Source organism: Microbacterium sp. Y-01, from assembly GCF_003856715.1.
Classification (GTDB): Bacteria; Actinomycetota; Actinomycetes; order Actinomycetales; family Microbacteriaceae; genus Microbacterium; species Microbacterium algeriense.
Genome location: NZ_CP024170.1, coordinates 3425274 through 3442884, shown reverse-complemented (window position 1 = coordinate 3442884; position 17611 = coordinate 3425274). Strand labels below are relative to the sequence as shown.

Here is a 17611-nt window from a genome sequence, read left to right as displayed (position 1 = left end):
GTCCGAGAGGCGACGGGGCCGACGACCTGTTCCTATCTGTGAGGAAATGGTCTGTTCTGTCATCTAGGTCATCCTTGGCCTGGGGTGATGTGTCCGCACTCTCACGGTGCGGTCTCGGGAGTTCTCAGTATTTCCGGCGGATTACGGTCGCGTCAACTGGAGAGGCCAATAGTGAGAAATTGATGGAAACTGACAGGTTTGTTCAATTCCGTCACACCAGGAACCCTCTCGAGTGCGATGGCGCATCCCGACCTCCGTCATCGCGGCTCGACACAGCTGAGAGAGCTTCGAGTCAGCGCCGTGAGGCGATCGAAGAAAAATCGATGCTTGCTAGTCGATTATCGATTAGGTAAGTTCTGAGCAACCGCCGGTGCGGTGCCGTGCGAGCTCTTCGCGCGGGAATCGAGAGTTCGGAGACGCAATGAAGCGTGTGCTGGCAAGCCTGGCCCTGGCGGCGATGTTCGGATCCGCCCTCGCCGCGACCGCCCCGTCGGCGGCTGCGGCCGCGGATGACGACGCCCTCTACCTCGCCCCCGGGGGTGATGACACGGCCTCCGGCACGATCGACGATCCCCTCGCGACGCTGGAAGGCGCGCGCGACCGGATCCGTGCGCTGAAGGCCGACTCCGCTCTGCCGTCCGAGGGCCTCACGGTCTACCTCCGCGAAGGCGAGTATCCGCGCAGCTCCTCGTTCGAGATCGGTGCGCAGGACTCGGGAACCGCCGACGCCCCGATCACCTACCGCTCCTACCCGGGCGAGACGGCCACGCTCACCGGAGGCCGGGAACTGCCCCGGGACCAGTTCGCTCCGGTGGACGACGCCACCGTGACCGACCGGATCATCGACACGGCCGCCCGCGACCGCGTCGTCGGCATCGACCTCGCCGACCTCGGTATCACCGACTACGGCCAGCTCAGCCGCCATGGCTACTGGAAGGCCAACGACGTCAGCACGACGCCGCCGATGGAGCTGTTCATCGACGGACAGGGGATGACCCTCGCGCGCTGGCCCAACGCCGACGCGGCCACCCCCACCGTGCAGATGGGCGACATCATCGACGCCGGTCCCGACCGCAACGACGCCGACCTGCAGGACCGCGGCGGCACGTTCAGCTACGGCTACGACCGCCCGAAGCACTGGACCCAGGCCGAGGACGTGTGGCTGGACGGCATCTTCGGGTACAGCTGGGAGTGGTCGTACAACAAGATCGAGAGCATCGACACCGACGCGAAGACGATCACCCTCCGCTACGGCGAGATGTCCGGGATCATGAAGAGCTGGTTCCCCGACTTCCACTTCGCGCAGAACCTCCTGGAGGAGCTCGACGCCCCCGGCGAGTACTACATCGACCGCGCCGCCGGGAAGCTGTACCTCATCCCCAACGCCGCCTTCACCTCCGGTCGCGGCGACGTGACGGTCACGACGCTCGACGAGCCGATGCTGCGCGCCGACGGGGCCTCGTACGTGAACTTCGACGACCTCGTGATGGAGTACGGCCGGGCCACCGCCGCCGTGATCCTCGGGGGTTCGCACGTGACGATCTCGCACAGCGACATCCGCAACTTCACCGACGGCGGCGTGCTCGTCAACTCGCCCGGTCGCTACACGTACGACGGCATCCCGGTGAACCGCGGCGGCCGCGACCACGCCGTGACCGACAGCCGGCTCACGCACGTCGGCGGCGTCGGCGTGGTGCTCCAGGGCGGCGACAAGACGACGCTCGAGCCCGGCCGCAACCGCGTCGAGAACTCCGAGATCGCCGACTTCGCCTACTACCACAAGGCCTACAACCCGGGAGTGATGTTCGACGGCGTCGGCAACATCGCCAGGGACAACGAGATCCACGACGCCCCGCACCCCGGGATCATCGTGCACGGCAACGACCACCTGTTCGAACGCAACGAGGTGTACGACGTCTGCAAGCAGTTCCACGACCTCGGTGCGATCTACATGAACTCCGGCAAGACCCCGCAGCAGCGCGGGCACGTGTTCCGGGAGAACTACTTCCACGACATCGGCGTCGGCATGGCGGGCGTCGAGGGCATCTACGCCGACAACTTCACGTGGGACCTCACGATCGAGAAGAACGTGTTCGTGAACATGGGCAACGGCGCGATCAAGAGCGGCTCGGCCGACTACATCGAGGCGCGCAACAACGTCTTCGTCGACGCGTACGCCCCGTACGACAACTACGAGCAGTGGATGGGCAACCAGGAGGGCAACGTCGTCGACCGCGACTACATGCCCGCGTGGGAGCAGGTGTTCGCCGACAACAACGACTTCGTCGGCACGCCGTATCTGACGAAGTACCCCGAACTCGCGCACTTCTTCGAGGACGACCACTACTTCCCGAACCACAGCACGTTCGCCGAGAACGTCGTGTGGAACCCGAGCCGGGCGCGGATGGCCGGCGTCAACGAGCACGGCGCCAAGGACGGCAAGAACCTCCTGAACTACGAGGACAACTGGGTGGCCGACGCCGACCCCGGTTTCGTGGACGCCGCGAACGGCGACTACACGTTGAAGGCCGATGCGGCCGTGTTCGACCAGATCCCCGGCTTCGAGGCCATCGCGTTCGGCGAGATCGGCGTCGACGGTGAGATCGGGCAGACGCAGCAGCCGCAGACCGTGCCGCTCGAGGACATCGCGTTCGACACGGACACCCTCACGATCGACGCGGGCGACGAGGTGCGCGTGCGTGCCGTGCCGCTGCCGTGGAACGCCGACGACGCCGCGGTGACCTATGCCTCGGCCGACGCCGCCGTCGCCACCGTGAACGACAAGGGCGTGGTGCTGGGCATGGGCCCCGGCACCACCACCGTCACGGCCACCGCGAAGGCCGACGCCACCAAGACCGCCACCATCGAGGTGATCGTCGAGGAGGGCGACGGGGTGCTGCACTACACCGACTTCGAGTCGGGGGCGAACGGCTGGCCGACCGACCCGAACCGCAGCATCCAGGTGGATGCGTCGGGCGACAAGGTCTACCGGATCGTCAAGGGGGCGAACAGCCTCCTGCCGCGGGACTTCACCGAGTTCGTGCTCGACTTCGACGTCACGGCGCCGGCGACGACCCCCGCCAACGCGGGACTGATCGTCTACGACCGCAACGGCAAGGGCGGCGGCTACATCCGCTTCCGTCAGGCCGCGGCCGGTCCGACCTGGACGATCTTCGACGACGCCTGGAAGGTCGTCGCAGAGAAGGTCGTGCCCGCGGCACAGGGCCTGACCCCGGGGGAGACGTCGCACGTCCGCATCGCGGTGCAGGACGGGCAGATCCGCATCTCCGTCAACGGGGCGATCGCGCTGGAAGGTGCCGACCCCGGTCCCGGCAAGGCCGGTCGGGTCGGGTTCTACGTGGAGAACTACGCCTCGCTGGACTTCGATGACATCGGATTCTCGCTCTCCGGTGTTCCGGTCACGGGCGTGAGCCTGGATGCCGACGCCGTCGGGCTGACCGTGGGGGAGCGGCGGTCCGTCGCGGCCACGGTCGCCCCGGAGGACGCCAGCGACGCCCGGGTCACCTGGACGAGCGATGCCCCGGAGGTCGCCGCGGTCTCCGGCGGCCGGATCGCGGGAGTCGCCGCCGGCACGGCGACGATCACCGCGACCTCGGTCGCCGACCCGAGCCTCAGCGACACGATCACCGTGACCGTGGACGACGCCGAGTACCCGACCACCCGCCTCGACGGACAGCTGAAGGACGGCGCGAACTGGAGTCAGTCCGACCACATCGCCGTGGACGACACCGGCGTCGTGATCAGCGGGGAAGGCGTGCACGGCTACGAGGCAGAGCGCTTCGGAGACACGCTGCTGCAGTTCGACGCGGAGTTCGGCGCCTTCGACGGCGGCTGGTACGGCTTCCAGGCGCGCTCCGACCAGACCGGCCTCCCCGCCTGGCAGAACTCCAACACCGGGTACCTCGCGGTGATCAAGGAGGACGTGATCGAGTTCCAGAGCTGGACCCCGGGCCAGACCATGCTCGACAGCATCCCCAACACCGTCATCGCACCGAACTCCACGCACCGCATCGAGTTCGGCGCGGTGGCGGAGGACGGCGGCACCCGCATCGTGCTCCGCGTCGATGACGCGACCGTGTGGAACATGGTCGACGCGCGGCAGAACCTGCGCATCGGCGCGGACGGTTTCTTCAACGTCTACCACTACGGCAAGACGAACACCTTCGCCGTGCGGCCGACGCCTCCGCCCGCGACCGTCACCGGCATCTGCTGGGCGCCCGAGGCCGACCCCAAGACCCGCTACGTGCGCGGCGAGGAGCTCGACGTGACCGGGATGCTGCTGGGCGTGGACTGGAGTGATGGCTCCCGCACCACGCAGCAGGTGACGGCCGACATGGTCAGCGGCTTCGACAGCAGCAAGGTCCGCCCGCACCACACGCTCACCGTGACGTACGCTGGCGCGAGCGTCGAGCTCCCGATCTCGGTGCGACCCAAGCTCAAGAACGACGAACAGGATGTGCCACGATGCGGGTGACCTTCATCGGAGACTCGATCACCGACGCGGGGCGCGATCGCTCCGACCCGGAGTCCTTCGGTGACGGCTACGTCTCGCTCCTGGCGCCGGAGCTGATCGCGGCGGGAGCCACGGTCCGCAACCTCGGCATCGCCGGCGACCGCGCCCGCGACCTCGCCGCCCGGTGGGACGCGGAGCTGATGCCGACCGCCCCGGAGCTGCTGACCGTGTACGTCGGCGTGAACGACATGTGGCGGCGCTTCGACAGCGACGACCCCACGACGGAGGCGGATTTCGCCGCGACGCTCGGCGGCCTCCTGGATCGGGTCGAAGCGCAGCACCGGCCGCGGCTGATCCTCATGGAGCCGTTCTTCCTCCCCGTGACGGAGGAGCAGCAGGCGTGGCTCGACGACCTCGACGGGAAGCGGGCGGCGGTGCGGGCGCTCGCCGCCGCGCACGGGGCGGCGTTCGTGCCTCTGCACGAGGTGTTCACGACGGCTGCGGAGAAGCATCCGGTGGCCGAGCTGGCACCCGATGGCGTGCACCCCACCCCGCGCGGATCCGCCCTGATCGCGGATGCCTGGCGCGCCGCGGCGTCCATTAGCGATAGTCGATAATGGACGTAGACTGATGGTCATGACGGATGCTCTGGGCACAGCCGGACTGCAGCGTGGACTGCTGTCCGATCAGATCTACGCCTTGATCAAGGCGATGATCAAGGACTCCACGCTCGCACCCGGGGAGCAGCTCGTGGAGTCCCAGCTCGCCCGGCAGATGCAGGTGAGCCAGGCGCCCGTCCGCGACGCCCTCAAGCGGCTCGCGCACGAGGGCCTGGTGTCGCACGTGCGGCACCAGGGCAACTTCGTCGCGAGCTACTCCGCCGAGGAGGCGGCGCAGGCCAAGGTCGCCCGCGTCGAGCTGGAGGGACTGGCCGGCCGGCTCGCCTGCGGCGCGCTCGACACCGCCCGCCGCGAAGAGCTCGCCGGACTCATCGCGCAGATGCACGAGGCGGCCGAGGCCGAGGATCTCGCCCGGTTCCGCGAGCTCGACTTCACGTTCCACCGGGCGGTGATCGAGGCCAGCGGCAACGCGTACCTTCCCCGCATGTGGGACCTCCTCGAGCCGAGCCTGCGTGTCATGCACGTGCTCGGCGATCCCACGTTCACGGGCGACTGGCATGAGGTCGCCGACTGGCACAAGGGCCTGCTCGACACGCTGGATGCCGGTGATGAGGAGGCCGCGTCCTCCCTGTTCCGCGCCCACGCCGCCGGCACCCTCCTCGACTGATCCCCGCGCGGGTTTCGCCGCGGGGTCGCAGTTTCGCACCGGGGTCGCATCCATCCCCGGAATCCCTGCGACGCGGGGCGGATCTGCGACGGGATGCGGCAGTGCTCCCGGGATGGGGTGTTCCGGCGCGGGGCCGCAGTTTCGCACCGGGGTCGCATCCATGCCCGGAATCCCTGCGACGCGGGTGCGGATCTGCGACGGGGGCTACGCGGTGAAGGGGTAGAGCCGGTCGGCAGTGCCGGACCAGAATGCTCGAGCCTCGGAAGGGGACAGGGCAGGAAGAGCCCGCCGGGTCGCGGCGAGCACCTCCGCGTAGGTCGTGGTCCGGGTGGACATCGGCCAGTCGCTGCCGAACAACAGTCGGTCCGCGCCGAAGAGGGCGAAGGCGGAGCGCAGCAGTTCCCGCGACTCGTCCGCCCCGCGAGCCGCAGGGTCGAGCCCGGACACCTTCGCCGACACCCCCGGAGCCGACGCGGCCTCCGCGAGGGCGGAGAGCCATACGGCATCGGCCGTCCGGGCGCCGAGGCCGAGGTGACAGAGGACGATCGCGGTGTCGGGGTGCCGTCGGGAGAGGGCGGCAGCGGCGGGAAGCTGCTCCGGGCGGATCAGCAGCTCGAGGGTGCGGGCGGTCGCTCCCAGGTGCTCCGCGAGGGCGTCGAGGCCGTCCACGTCGGACAGGTCAGCGGCGAACTGCGGCACCGCGGCGCGCACTCCCACGACGGCGGGGCAGAACGCGACCGCCGTGGCCCCGGCCGCACGCCCTGGCTCGGGTGAGTACTGCAGCACCACCCGCCGCAGGTACGGGTCCCGTGCTGCCGTCGCGGTCAGCCATTCCGCCTCGGCCACCGAGTCCGCGGCCTGCACGGCGATGGCGGAGGAGACGCCGGCCTGGCCCAGCTCCAGTCCGAGGTGGGCGGCCGCGGCGTGGCGGGGAAGCCCGAGGTCGTCGCGGAACCAGGGAATCGGCACGGCATCCGCATCCCAAACGTGCACGTGGGCGTCGACGATCCGCACGTCAGATCCTGCGCCGCGCGGTCACGCGGCCTCCGCGTCGAGGGCGTCCCACAGCGCGGCGGGCAGCTCGGCGTCGAGGCCGTCCACGAACGCGTCCACCTCCGCGGGCGTCCGAGCTCCGACGACCACGGCGTCCGCACCGTGCCGCAGCGGGAACTGCACCGCGGCGTCCGCGAGCCGCACGCCGTACGTCGCGCACACGGCCTGCAACCGCAGCGCCCGCTCCCGGAGCTCCGGGGGTGCGGGCTTGTATTCGAAGAACGGCGAGCCGACCGGGTCGACGAGGATGCCGGAGTTGAACACCGCGGCCGCGAGCACCCCGATGCCGCGGGCCGCCGCGGTCGGCAGCAGCCGGTCCAGGGAGGTGCGGTCGAGCAGAGTGAGTCGTCCGGCCTCCATCACCACGTCGAGCGGCGCCTCGGCGACGTAGCGCTCCAGGGGATCGAGCCGCCCGAGGCCCACACTGATCGCGCGCACCACTCCTTCGTCGCGCAGCTCGACGAGCGCGGGGAGCGCCGTCGCGAACGCCGCCTCCACATCCAGGGGGTCATGCAGGTGCAGCACGTCCACGCGGTCGACGCCCAGCCGGGCGAGGCTGCCGTCGAGGCTCCTCCGCACGCCGTCCCTCGTGAGATCGACGACGGAGTCGTGCCCGCTCGCGGCTCCCGAGACCGGCCGGCCGTCCGCATCGACGAGCACGCGGCCGACCTTCGTCGCGATCACGTAGTCGTCCCGCGGGACGCCGCGGAGGGCGAGGCCGAGCTTCCGCTCGCTCTCGCCCGACCCGTACAGGGGCGCGGTGTCGAAGAACCGGACGTCCCGCGCGAGCGCCGCCTGCACCGTGGCCACCGCGTCGGCGTCCGCCACGGGCGCGAAGAGGTTGCCGATCGGGGCGCACCCCAGCCCGGCGTCATCGCGCGCGGTGACGCCGGGGTTCAGCGGACGAAGCTCTGCACGGAACGCCATGCCTCGTACTCCTCGCGGCTGTCGGGGGTCAGCGGGTAGTAATCGCTCAGCCGTGCGCCCTCATCGAGGCGCTGGCGGCTGAACACCTCCCACTCCTCATGATCGCGGGCATCGTCCACGACCTGCGGCGCCATGGCCTGCGGCACCACGACCGGGCCGTCGTCGTCGGCGACCACGAGGTCGCCCGGCATGCACAGCGCACCGCCCACCGCGACCGGCACGTCGTAGGCCCACGGCACGAGCTCCGACTGCGAGGCGTAGTGCGGGGTCGTGCCCGTCGACCACACCGGGATGCCGAGCTCGCGGATGCGTCCGGCGTCGCGGATGCGGCCGTCCACGACGATCCCCGCCCCGCCCTTGCGTGCGAAGTAGCGCGCCAGGATGTCGCCGATGCACCCGGAGAAGCGGCTGCCGTAGGCCTGGATCACCAGCACATCACCGGGCTGCACGGCCTCGAGCACGTGCCACAGGGCGGTGTGCCGCTCGGCGTACTCCTGACCGTCGCCGGAGGCCATGTCCTCGCGCTGCGGCATGAACTGCAGGGTCAGCGCCGAGCCGACCACGCGCTGACCGAGGCTCAGCGGCTCCGGCCCGTCGATGTAGCTGCGGCGGATCCCGAGCCCGTGCAGCTTGGCGCACGCGGTGGCGGAGGAGATCGCGTCGAAGGAGTCGACCACCTCGCGCGAGGGTCGCTCGTAGGCCGCACCCCGCACGGGCAGGGCGAAGTCGGGTCGGATCAGATCGGCGCTCATGCGTCTCCTTCAGGGAACAGGTGGCGCGGCGAGCCGGTCGCACGCGCGATGGTCAGGTCGAGGTCGGCGGTGTGCGCCGGGGGCAGGGTCACCACGAGGTCGTCGTCCACGTCGAACATCGTGGTGACGGTCGGGGCGTCCGGGGCCGTGTAGGTGCCCGAGGCGCCCGGCCAGAAGCCGGGCTCTTCGCCGACGGCCGTGACACCGACGATCCGGTCGAGGCCGAAGCGTCCGCCGCGCAGCCGTACGGTGCGGGTGTGCACGGCGGAGGTGTTCACGAGCTGCACGCCGATGCCGTGGTCGTCGAGGCGGTGCACGAGCGCGGCGACGTCCTCCGGGAGTCCGGGCCGGGCGCGGTCGACGTCCTCGTAGCGGAGCGCCGTGAAGCCGAGTCCGCCGTTGTAGAGCACCTGTGGAGCCCCGCCGACGAGCTGGGTCAGCACCTCGGTCACCACGGGGTTCACGCGCTGCCAGAAGTGCAGGTGCGCGGCGTCCGGGTCGCGGTCGTCGGCGAGCATCATGGCCGCGCGGCGTGCCACCTGGCCGAGCGCCATCTCCAGTGCCCGCACCGGGTACTCCGGGAGGTCGCCGGAGAGATACGCGAACCAGCCGGCCTCGTGGCCCGCCTCCTCCTTGTCGCGGAACGGCGCGACGAGGTCGGTGGAGTCGGGGAGACCGGCGATCGCCGTCTCCAGCCGCTCCCGGTCAGACGCCCGTCGCGACCACCACCAGAGCCACAGGGGGAGGTCGAGCTGCAGCGGACCGTAGTCGAACCAGCCGTCCGCGCCGTGACGGTAGGGGACGAGCAGTCCGGGCTCGGTGGCAGCGGCACCGAGCCGGGCCATCCATCCGCCGCGCAGGCTGTAGGTCGACTCCGCGACGCTGCCGGTGCGCGCCTCGGCCAGGACCGTGTCGAGCATCGTGCGCACGAGGTCGAGGGCGCCGTCGTCGCCCGTGACGAGGGCGTGGTTGAGCGCGCCGATCAGGGCGCTCATGGCGACGGAGTGCAGCCCGTGCGGCCAGGCCCAGCCGTAGTGGCCGCCCCACCAGCGGCCGTCGTGGAGAGAGCCGACGGTGCCGTCGGGGCCGACGTTGTCGGGGAGCAGGCCGCCGTTTGCCCGTGCGCGCCAGCCGTCGACGTACCGGCGGATCCACGCGGCCGCCTCCTCATCACCGTCGTAGAGCCAGCGGTTCGCGGCGAGGGAGGTCGCGGCGAGGTTCACGGCGATGTCGCCGGCCGCGCGGCGCTGCATCTCCTCCGCCATCCGCTGCGCGTGCGCGGGGTCGGCGAGGTCGTCCCAGGAGGCGATGCCGTCCAGGCCGTGCAGAGGCAGACCGTACGGGCGCATCTCCTCCCGATCCGCCGAGTACGGCACGATCTTCTCGTCCAGCCCCTCGCGGGCGCCGAGGGCTCCGTTGTGCGGCGAGCGGATCATGTTGCGCTCGGCGTCGTAGTTGCCCTTCGCGGGGTCGGTGAAGAGGGCCGCGAACCGGGCGGCGCGCGCGGCGAACGCGGTGTCGGCCGGGTCGGCGGCGCAGATGCCGGCGAGGAAGAGCAGCGACTCGCCCTGATGGAACCAGTCGTAGCCGTTGTCGTACTCGTCGGCGAGCATGCCCGCCTCGGCGAGCTGCACGGTCACGCCTTCCCAGTGCCGCTTGGCGTCGGCGAGGACCTCGTCGGAGCCGCCGAGCAGGTAGAACGCGGGCCAGTTGAAGAACGGCTCGTACAGGTCGTCCACGCCGTCGCGGTCGATGAACTCGGCGACGCCGCGGAGGCGGCCGTCCGGCAGCGTGTAGCGGTCGCGGAAGAGGCGGCGGGCCTCCTCGACCTCGGCGAAGAGCCGGCGCTGCAGCACGGCCCATGCCGGGATCGTGCGCAGCGGACGGGTGAGCGGGGTCTCCGGCACGGTCATCCCTTCGTCGCTCCGGCGACCAGGCCGCCGATGATGTGGCGCTGCATCACGATGAAGAACACCATCGCGGGCAGCACGGCCAGCAGGAGGGTCGGGAACACCTGCGTGTAGTCGGTGGAGAACTGTCCGACCGCCGCATACACCCCGGTGGTCACCGTGTAGATCCCGGAGCTCGGCCCGAGGATGATCTGCGGACTCACGAAGTCGTTCCACACCCCGATCGAGTTGAGCACCACGACCGTCGCGACCACGGGCTTCATGATCGGGAAGATGCACGCCCAGAAAGCGCGGATGGGACCGGCGCCGTCCAGGGACGCCGCCTCGTCGATGTCGCGGGGCACGCTGCGGAGGTAGGCGGTGAACAGGAAGATCGTCACCGGCAGGGTCGCCGCGGTTTCGAAGAGGATGAACCCGGGGATCGTGTTGATGAGCCCGAGCACCCGCAGCACGAAGACCACAGGGATCAGCGTCACCTGGCCCGGGATGAAGAGCCCGGAGACGAAGAGCAGCAGGAGTCCCAGGTGCCACTTCGACCGTCCGCGCGCGATCACGTAGGCGACGGGCGCGGCGAGGGCGATGCAGCACAGGTTCACCAGCACGACGAACAGCAGCGTGATGCCGTACGCGGCGATCACGTTGAACTTGCTGCTCGTGATCGCGGCCCACAGGTAGTCGAACGTGAACATCTGCGGAGTGATCAGCAGGGGGTTCTCGATGATGTCGGCCTGCGGTTTGAAGGCGTTGATCAGCATCGTGTACATCGGGATCAGCATCGTGATCGCGACGACGCCGAGGACGATCCACCGGATCGCGCTGACGGCGAGGGCCGGGCGGTTGCGGGTCTGCTTCATCAGTCGGTCGCCTTCTGCTCGGCGCGGCGTCGCACCAGCGTGACGGCGAGGCCGACGACCGCGGTGACGATGAGGAGGATCATGGACTGCGCGGCGCCGAAGCCGAGGGCCGAGTTCGCGAAGGAGTCCTTGAGGATCTGGTAGACGATGGTCTGCGTCGAGCCGGCCGGTCCGCCGTCGGTGAGCGACAGCACGACGTCGTACGCCTTGAGGAGCCCGACGAGGGTGAGCACGAGGTTCACGGTGAAGACGGGGGCGATCAGCGGAAGCGTGATGGAGCGGAACTGCTGCCACCGCGAGGCGCCGTCCACCGTCGCCGCCTCGTAGTACTCCGCCGGGACCGACTTGATGCCGGCGAGGAACAGGATCATGTTGAACCCGAAGTGCGACCACACGATCGTGAAGATCACGCTCGCCTTGGCGAAGGTCGGGTCGGTGAGGAACGGCATCGCCGGGAGACCGAGCGTGCTGAGCAGGCCGTTGACGGCGCCCGTGGGGGAGAGCATCGCCGACCACAGGAAGCCGATGATGAGGGCGCTGATCACGTACGGGTAGAAGAAGATCGTGCGCAGGATCGTGTTCGAGCGGCCGGGCCCGGAGATCAGGGCGGCGATCGCGAGGCCGATCGCGTTGCAGAGGATCGTGCCCACCACGGCGATGATCCCCGTGAAGATCGCGGCCTGCGTCGATCGCGGGCTGCGGAACGCCTTGACGTAGTTGTCCCAGCCGATGAAGTTGAAGTTGAGGCTGTACCCGTTCCAGTCGGTGAAGCTGAGCACCGCCGCCAGGATCATCGGGATCACGAACATCGCCAGGAACACGGCGACGGCCGGGCCTCCCATGAGGATGCCGGGGATCCGGTTCCGCCACTGCTGCAGCGCGGTGCGGCGGCGCGGGGCGGGGGTCGAGCTCATCGGCGTGGATGGTCCTGTCGGGGCGGTGGCCGCGGCCGGGGGCGGCGCGGTCGTGGTGGGCGGCGTCATGGCGGCACTCTCGTTCTCGGTGGCGCGTTCGGGGGGAGGCGCTGGAGCAGCGCCGGGAAGGCGCCCGGGGCGAGGTGTCGCGTCCCGGGCGCCTGGTGGGTCAACCCGCGTTCGCGGCGAACCAGTCGTCCATGGCCTGGAGCACCTGGTCGGCCGAGGCGCCGCCGATCAGGGCCTGGGTCTGGGTGTTGATCTCGCCCGCGTAGCCGTCGGGCAGCGTGCGCTCGCCGTAGCCGCCGCCGGTGGGCGTGTAGGCCTCGGCGGGGGTGTCGGCGACGATCTGCAGCAGCTCCTCGCCGAGCGGCGTCATGTCGTACTCGTAGCCGTCGCGGAAGTTGCCGTCGACCGCGAGTTGGTCGCTCACCGCGGTCTGATCGGTGGTGAGGAACTCGATGAGCTTCGCCGCGGCATCCTGGTTCTTGCTCGCCTTGAGGATCGAGTACGGGCTGGCGATGTTCGCGCCCATCGCGGGCTGCTCGTCGGCGCTCTCGGCCGGAGCCCGGAACACGCCGATGTCGGCGGACTCCGCGGCCTTCGCCTGGGTGCCGGCGAACCAGCTGCCCATCGAGTACACGGCCGTCTTGCCGGAGAGGAAGGCCTGCTCCGCGTCCGGGTACTTGATGCCCAGGGCATCGGTGGGGATGTAGCCCTCGGACACCCAGTCGGCGTACGTCTCGACCGCGTCGCCGTAGGTCTCGCTGAAGGTGACGTCGCCCGCCGACATGTCCTGGAACCACTCCGGGTCCTCCGCGACGATCGTCGGCAGGCCCAGCGCCTGCAGCGTGTGGCTGCTCATCCAGTCGCCGCCGGTCTGGATCGGGGTCCACCCGGCGTCCTTGAGCTTGCCGAGCGCCTCGGTGAGCTCATCCACCGTGGTGGGCAGCTCGGTGATCCCGGCTTCCTCGAAGGCGGTCTTGTTGTAGAAGAACAGGCTCTGCAGCTGCACGCCGATGCCGGCCATGTAGTTCTTGCCGTCGATCGAGTACTGGTCGGCGAGCGGGCCCGACGATGCCCACTCGTAGTCGGAGAGGTCGACGAGCTCGGGGGCGAGCTTGGTCGTCGGGGCGATGGACTGCACGACGTCGGGCGCGTCGCCGGCCGCGAGCAGACGCGGGACGGCGGCCTCGACCCCCTCGGCGCCGGGGTTCTGGATGACGACGTCGATGTTCGGGTTCGCCTCCTCGAACGGGGCGACGAGGTCGTTCCAGAACTCCTCGGTCAGGTTCGGGGTGACGTTCACGAGCATGCGCACGGAGACGTCGCCGCCGGCGTCTCCGCCGCCGTCCGCTGCCGTGGTCGAGCAGCCGGCGAGGGCGAGGGCGGAGACCGCCGCGATGCCGGCAAGGGGAAGAACTCGGGCCTTGATCATCGTTGATCCTTTCCTGATGCATGAGGGAGGGCCGCTCGCGACATTACACTAATCGATAATCGTTTGTGAAGTGCGGACAGCATCAGGCATCGCCGAGAATCGGGTGTCGTTCTTCGGCGAAGGAGCGCGGCGAGGGTCAGCCGGCGGCGCGGCGGGCGCGGTACGCGGCGACGGCGTTGCGATTGGCGCAGCTCGTGGAGCAGTAGCGCTTGGAGCGGTTGCGGGACAGGTCGAGCGCGATCGACCGGCAGGTCTCGTCCGCGCAGACGGTGAGGCGGGAGCCCTCGTCCGTGCGGATCACGTCGATCAGCGCCATCGCCGTCTCCACGAGCACGCGCTCGGCGAGCGGTCGCTCGTCGGCCAGGCCGTGCAGGTGCCAGTCCACCTCGTCGTGTCGGACGAGCCGCGGGGTCAGATGCACCTCGGCGAGGGCGGCGTTGACGTGCGCGGCCATCTCGTCGCGCGGAGCGAGCAGCATGGCGCGGAGCCGCGGGCGCAGGGAGCGGAGGTCGTCGAGCTCCACCGCGTTCCGATCGACCCGTCCCGTGTAGGGGAAGACCTCGAGGAAGCGCTTCTCGTCCTCGACGTCGACGAGGGTGTCGGGGTCTTCCGCCGAATTCGCGAGCCAGACCGCCGCTCGGAGCGCATCCTCGGTGTCATCGGTGAAGACCATGTTGACAGCTTACTCCGGCGGCGCGTAGCGTCATCTCCCATGAGCACTGTGGCTGATGACATCGCCCGCACGCGGGCGAGTGTGCGCCTCGGCCTCCCGCTCGCGATCGCCGCCGCTTTCGCGTTCGGTTCCTCCGGGGCCTGGGCGCGCGGACTCATCGACGCGGGGTGGACGCCGGGTGCCGCCGTCACGGTGCGGGTGTGGGTCGCCGCGCTCGTGCTGCTCATCCCCACGCTCCTCGCCCTGCGGGGGCGGTGGCGGTCGCTCCGGCGCAACGCCGGGATGATCGCCGCGTACGGCCTCCTCGCCGTCGCGGCCACCCAGCTCTGCTACTTCCAGGCCGTCGCGGTGATGGACGTCGGGATCGCGCTGCTCATCGAGTACACCGCCCCGGTCGCGGTGCTCCTCTGGCTCTGGCTGCGGCGGGGCGAGCGTCCCACGCGGCGCAGCATCCTCGGTGCGGGCATCGCATTCGTCGGACTCGTCCTCATGCTCGACATCGTCACCGGGGTGCAGGTGAACGTGGTCGGCGTCCTCTGGGCGCTCGGGGCGATGCTGGGCGCCGCGAGCTACTTCGTGCTGTCCGCCCGGGCCGACACCGGCATCCCGCCGATCGCGCTCGCGGGGAGCGGGTTGCTGCTCGGCGCCGTCGGCCTGAGCCTGGCGGGTTTGGTCGGCGTGCTGCCCTTCGCTTGGACGACCGCCGACGTCGACTACCGCTTCGGCGCGGTGCCGTGGTTCGTGCCCGTCCTCGCGATCGGCGTGATCGCGACGGCGCTCGCCTATGTGCTCGGCATCGTCTCGACACGGATGCTCGGCTCGCGCCTGGCCTCGTTCGTCGCCCTCGCCGAGGTCGCGGCCGCCCTGCTCTTCGGCTGGCTCCTGCTCGATCAGCTCCCCGGTCCGCTGCAGGCGCTGGGCGGCGTGCTCGTGCTCGCCGGGGTGGTCGTGGTGAAGCTCGGCGAACCCCGTTCCCGTCGCGATATTCCATCCACATCCGGCTGAATGGCTGGAATATCGCGACCGGAACGGGGTGTGCGGTTGTATACCCCAGATGCAGAGCGGGAGGGATGAAGGCGGGAGAGAGGCCTTTATGTATACAATGAGCGCATGGCCTTGGCTTTCGAACGCACGTCCGCGGGGGATCGCGCCTATGCTTCGCTGCTCGAGGAGATCCAGTCGGGGGAGCTGCCGGCGGGATCCGTCCTGGGTGAGGTGGAGCAGGCCGCACGCCTCGGCGTGAGCCGGACCCCGCTGCGGGAAGCCCTTCGCCGCCTCGCCGCTGATGGGCTGGTCGTGCAGCAGTCGCCGCGCGTGACCGTCGTCGCCGACCTCGACGCCGACGACATCCGCTCGCTGTTCGAGATCCGTCGCGCGCTGGAGGAGACCTCCGCCCGACTCGCTGCTGTTCGGGGAGACGCCGCCCTCTTCGCCGCGCTCGCCGACGACTTCGCCCAGGTGGATCTCTCCAGGGTGGAGGGGCGCGATGCCTACTACGCCCTCATCGCCCGCTTCGACGGCGCCCTGGATGCCGCGGTCGACAACGACTACATCGCCTCGGCTCTGCGCACTGTCCGGACCCACCTCGTGAGGGTGCGCCGGATGGCCAAGGACAAGCCCGCCCGACTCGCCGCCTCGGCGGCCGAGCACCGCACGATCGCCCAGGCCCTCGCCGCGCGCGACGGCGATCTCGCCGCCCACGCCACGCATGTGCACCTGCACAACGCGCTCACCGGCATCCTCGACTCCCTCCCCGACACCGAAGGACTCTCATGACCGTCACCCACCACGTCCGTGTGCACCGCAGCGACGAGAACCTCGCCCGCGAAGACCAGCTCGCCTGGAAGATCGCCGAGGTCGCCGCCGACCAGGTCGAGGTCGAGCAGCCCGTCGTCGACATGATCATCAACCGCATCATCGACAACGCGTCGGTGGCCGCGGCCTCCCTCACCCGTGCGCCGATCGTCGCAGCCCGCGCGCAGGCGTTCAGCCACCCCGTCTCGACCGGCGGTGTCGGCGCGAACCTCTTCGGCGCCGAGCTCGATCACCGCACCAGCCCCGAGTGGGCGGCCTGGGCGAACGGCGTGGCCGTGCGTGAGCTCGACTACCACGACACCTTCCTCGCCGCCGAGTACTCGCACCCCGGCGACAACATCCCGCCGATCCTCGCGGTCGCGCAGCACACCGGCAAGGACGGCCGCGCGCTCGTGCGCGGCATCGCCACCGGCTACGAGATCCAGATGGACCTGGTGCGCGCGATCTGCCTGCACAAGCACAAGATCGACCACGTCGCGCACCTCGGCCCGTCCGCCGCCGCCGGCATCGGCACGCTCCTCGGTCTCGACGTCGAGACGATCTACCAGGCGGTCGGTCAGGCGCTGCACACCACGACCGCCACCCGCCAGAGCCGCAAGGGCGAGATCTCCACCTGGAAGGCGCACGCCCCCGCCTTCGCCGGGAAGATGGCCGTCGAGGCGGTCGATCGGGCGATGCGCGGTCAGACCAGCCCCGCGCCGATCTACGAAGGCGAAGACGGCGTGATCGCGTGGATGCTCGACGGCAAGGACGCCTCGTACGACGTGCCGCTGCCCGCCGGCGGCGAGCCCAAGCGCGCGATCCTGGACTCGTACACGAAGGAGCACTCCGCCGAGTACCAGGCCCAGGCGCTGATCGACCTCGCCCGCAAGCTCGGCCTGCAGAACCCCGCGCTGCGCGACCCCGCGAACATCGAGTCCATCGTCATCCACACCAGCCACCACACGCACAACGTGATCGGCTCGGGCGCCAACGACCCGCAGAAGTACGACCCCACCGCGTCGCGCGAGACCCTCGACCACTCGGTGCCGTACATCTTCGCTGTCGCCCTGCAGGACGGCGGGTGGCACCACGTCGACTCTTACGCCCCCGAGCGTGCCGGTCGCGCCGACACCGTCGCGCTGTGGCACAAGATCACCACGGCCGAGGATGCCGAGTGGACCCGCCGCTACCACTCCGAGGACCCGGCCGAGAAGGCGTTCGGCGGTCGCGTCGAGATCCGCCTCGCAGACGGGTCGACCGTGGTCGACGAGATCGCCGTGGCCGATGCGCACCCCCTCGGAGCGCGTCCGTTCGCCCGCGAGAACTACATCGCGAAGTTCCGCCTGCTGGCAGAACCCGTGCTCGAGCCCGCCGAGATCGAGCGGTTCCTCGCCCTCGTGCAGCGCCTGCCCGAGCTGACCGCGGCCGAGGTCGGCGAGCTGTCGATCGTCGCGAAGCCCGGCCTGCTCGACGCCGCCCCCGCCCCGAAGGGCCTGTTCTGATGCCCTACCCGCGCACAACTTCGGAGATTC

Annotated in this window: 14 protein-coding genes; 6 read left to right on the top strand and 8 right to left on the bottom strand. The window is 70.1% G+C overall.

The features are described 5' to 3' along the window. Positions 1-421: 421 nt before the first annotated feature. The 3 genes from CSX12_RS16550 to CSX12_RS16540 are packed head-to-tail and all read left to right on the top strand — an operon-like array spanning position 422 to position 5761. On the top strand, positions 422-4495 hold the full coding sequence (locus tag CSX12_RS16550) for an Ig-like domain-containing protein (protein ID WP_124896509.1): 4074 nt from the start codon (positions 422-424) through the stop codon (positions 4493-4495). Further along, the gene (locus CSX12_RS16545; RefSeq protein ID WP_017204131.1) at positions 4486-5091 is read left to right on the top strand and encodes a GDSL-type esterase/lipase family protein; all 606 of its coding nucleotides are present in this window, start codon (positions 4486-4488) and stop codon (positions 5089-5091) included. The genes CSX12_RS16550 and CSX12_RS16545 overlap by 10 nt, the downstream gene beginning before the upstream one ends. Positions 5092-5110: 19 nt before the next feature. Beyond that, entirely contained in the window at positions 5111-5761 is a 651-nt protein-coding gene (locus CSX12_RS16540; protein ID WP_124896508.1) for a GntR family transcriptional regulator, read from the top strand. 204 nt (positions 5762-5965) lie between these two features. Here the strand turns inward: CSX12_RS16540 and CSX12_RS16535 are convergent, their stop codons facing one another. From CSX12_RS16535 to CSX12_RS16500, 8 genes are all read right to left on the bottom strand, one after another. Continuing rightward, the gene (locus CSX12_RS16535; protein ID WP_124896507.1) at positions 5966-6775 is read right to left on the bottom strand and encodes an amidohydrolase family protein; all 810 of its coding nucleotides are present in this window, start codon (positions 6773-6775) and stop codon (positions 5966-5968) included. Positions 6776-6796: 21 nt separating this feature from the next. Next, on the bottom strand, positions 6797-7741 hold the full coding sequence (locus CSX12_RS16530; RefSeq protein ID WP_124896506.1) for an aldo/keto reductase: 945 nt from the start codon (positions 7739-7741) through the stop codon (positions 6797-6799). Further along, positions 7711-8493 (bottom strand): ribonuclease activity regulator RraA, encoded by a 783-nt coding sequence (locus CSX12_RS16525; protein WP_124896505.1) that lies wholly within the window; start codon positions 8491-8493, stop codon positions 7711-7713. The genes CSX12_RS16530 and CSX12_RS16525 overlap by 31 nt, the downstream gene beginning before the upstream one ends. Beyond that, positions 8490-10406 (bottom strand): hypothetical protein, encoded by a 1917-nt coding sequence (locus tag CSX12_RS16520; protein WP_124896504.1) that lies wholly within the window; start codon positions 10404-10406, stop codon positions 8490-8492. Before CSX12_RS16520 ends, CSX12_RS16525 begins: the two co-directional genes overlap by 4 nt. Then, complete coding sequence (locus CSX12_RS16515) at positions 10403-11257, bottom strand: carbohydrate ABC transporter permease (protein WP_101848193.1); 855 nt, start codon at positions 11255-11257, stop codon at positions 10403-10405. Before CSX12_RS16515 ends, CSX12_RS16520 begins: the two co-directional genes overlap by 4 nt. Next, positions 11257-12240, bottom strand: coding sequence for a sugar ABC transporter permease (locus tag CSX12_RS16510; RefSeq protein WP_225855715.1), 984 nt, complete (start codon positions 12238-12240; stop codon positions 11257-11259). The genes CSX12_RS16515 and CSX12_RS16510 overlap by 1 nt, the downstream gene beginning before the upstream one ends. Positions 12241-12340: 100 nt before the next feature. Then, complete coding sequence (locus tag CSX12_RS16505) at positions 12341-13609, bottom strand: ABC transporter substrate-binding protein (protein WP_124896503.1); 1269 nt, start codon at positions 13607-13609, stop codon at positions 12341-12343. Positions 13610-13745: 136 nt separating this feature from the next. Beyond that, positions 13746-14282, bottom strand: a complete 537-nt coding sequence (locus CSX12_RS16500) for a CGNR zinc finger domain-containing protein (RefSeq protein WP_017204140.1) — start codon at positions 14280-14282, stop codon at positions 13746-13748. Between the two features lie 39 nt (positions 14283-14321). Here CSX12_RS16500 and CSX12_RS16495 point away from each other — a divergent pair, with 39 nt between their 5' ends. The 3 genes from CSX12_RS16495 (at position 14322) to CSX12_RS16485 (ending at position 17581) form a co-directional block, all read left to right on the top strand. Next, positions 14322-15287, top strand: a complete 966-nt coding sequence (locus CSX12_RS16495) for an EamA family transporter (RefSeq protein WP_164479596.1) — start codon at positions 14322-14324, stop codon at positions 15285-15287. A gap of 105 nt (positions 15288-15392) precedes the next feature. Then, entirely contained in the window at positions 15393-16058 is a 666-nt protein-coding gene (locus CSX12_RS16490) for a GntR family transcriptional regulator (protein WP_124896502.1), read from the top strand. Beyond that, complete coding sequence (locus CSX12_RS16485; RefSeq protein ID WP_124896501.1) at positions 16055-17581, top strand: MmgE/PrpD family protein; 1527 nt, start codon at positions 16055-16057, stop codon at positions 17579-17581. Before CSX12_RS16490 ends, CSX12_RS16485 begins: the two co-directional genes overlap by 4 nt. Positions 17582-17611: the final 30 nt, after the last annotated feature.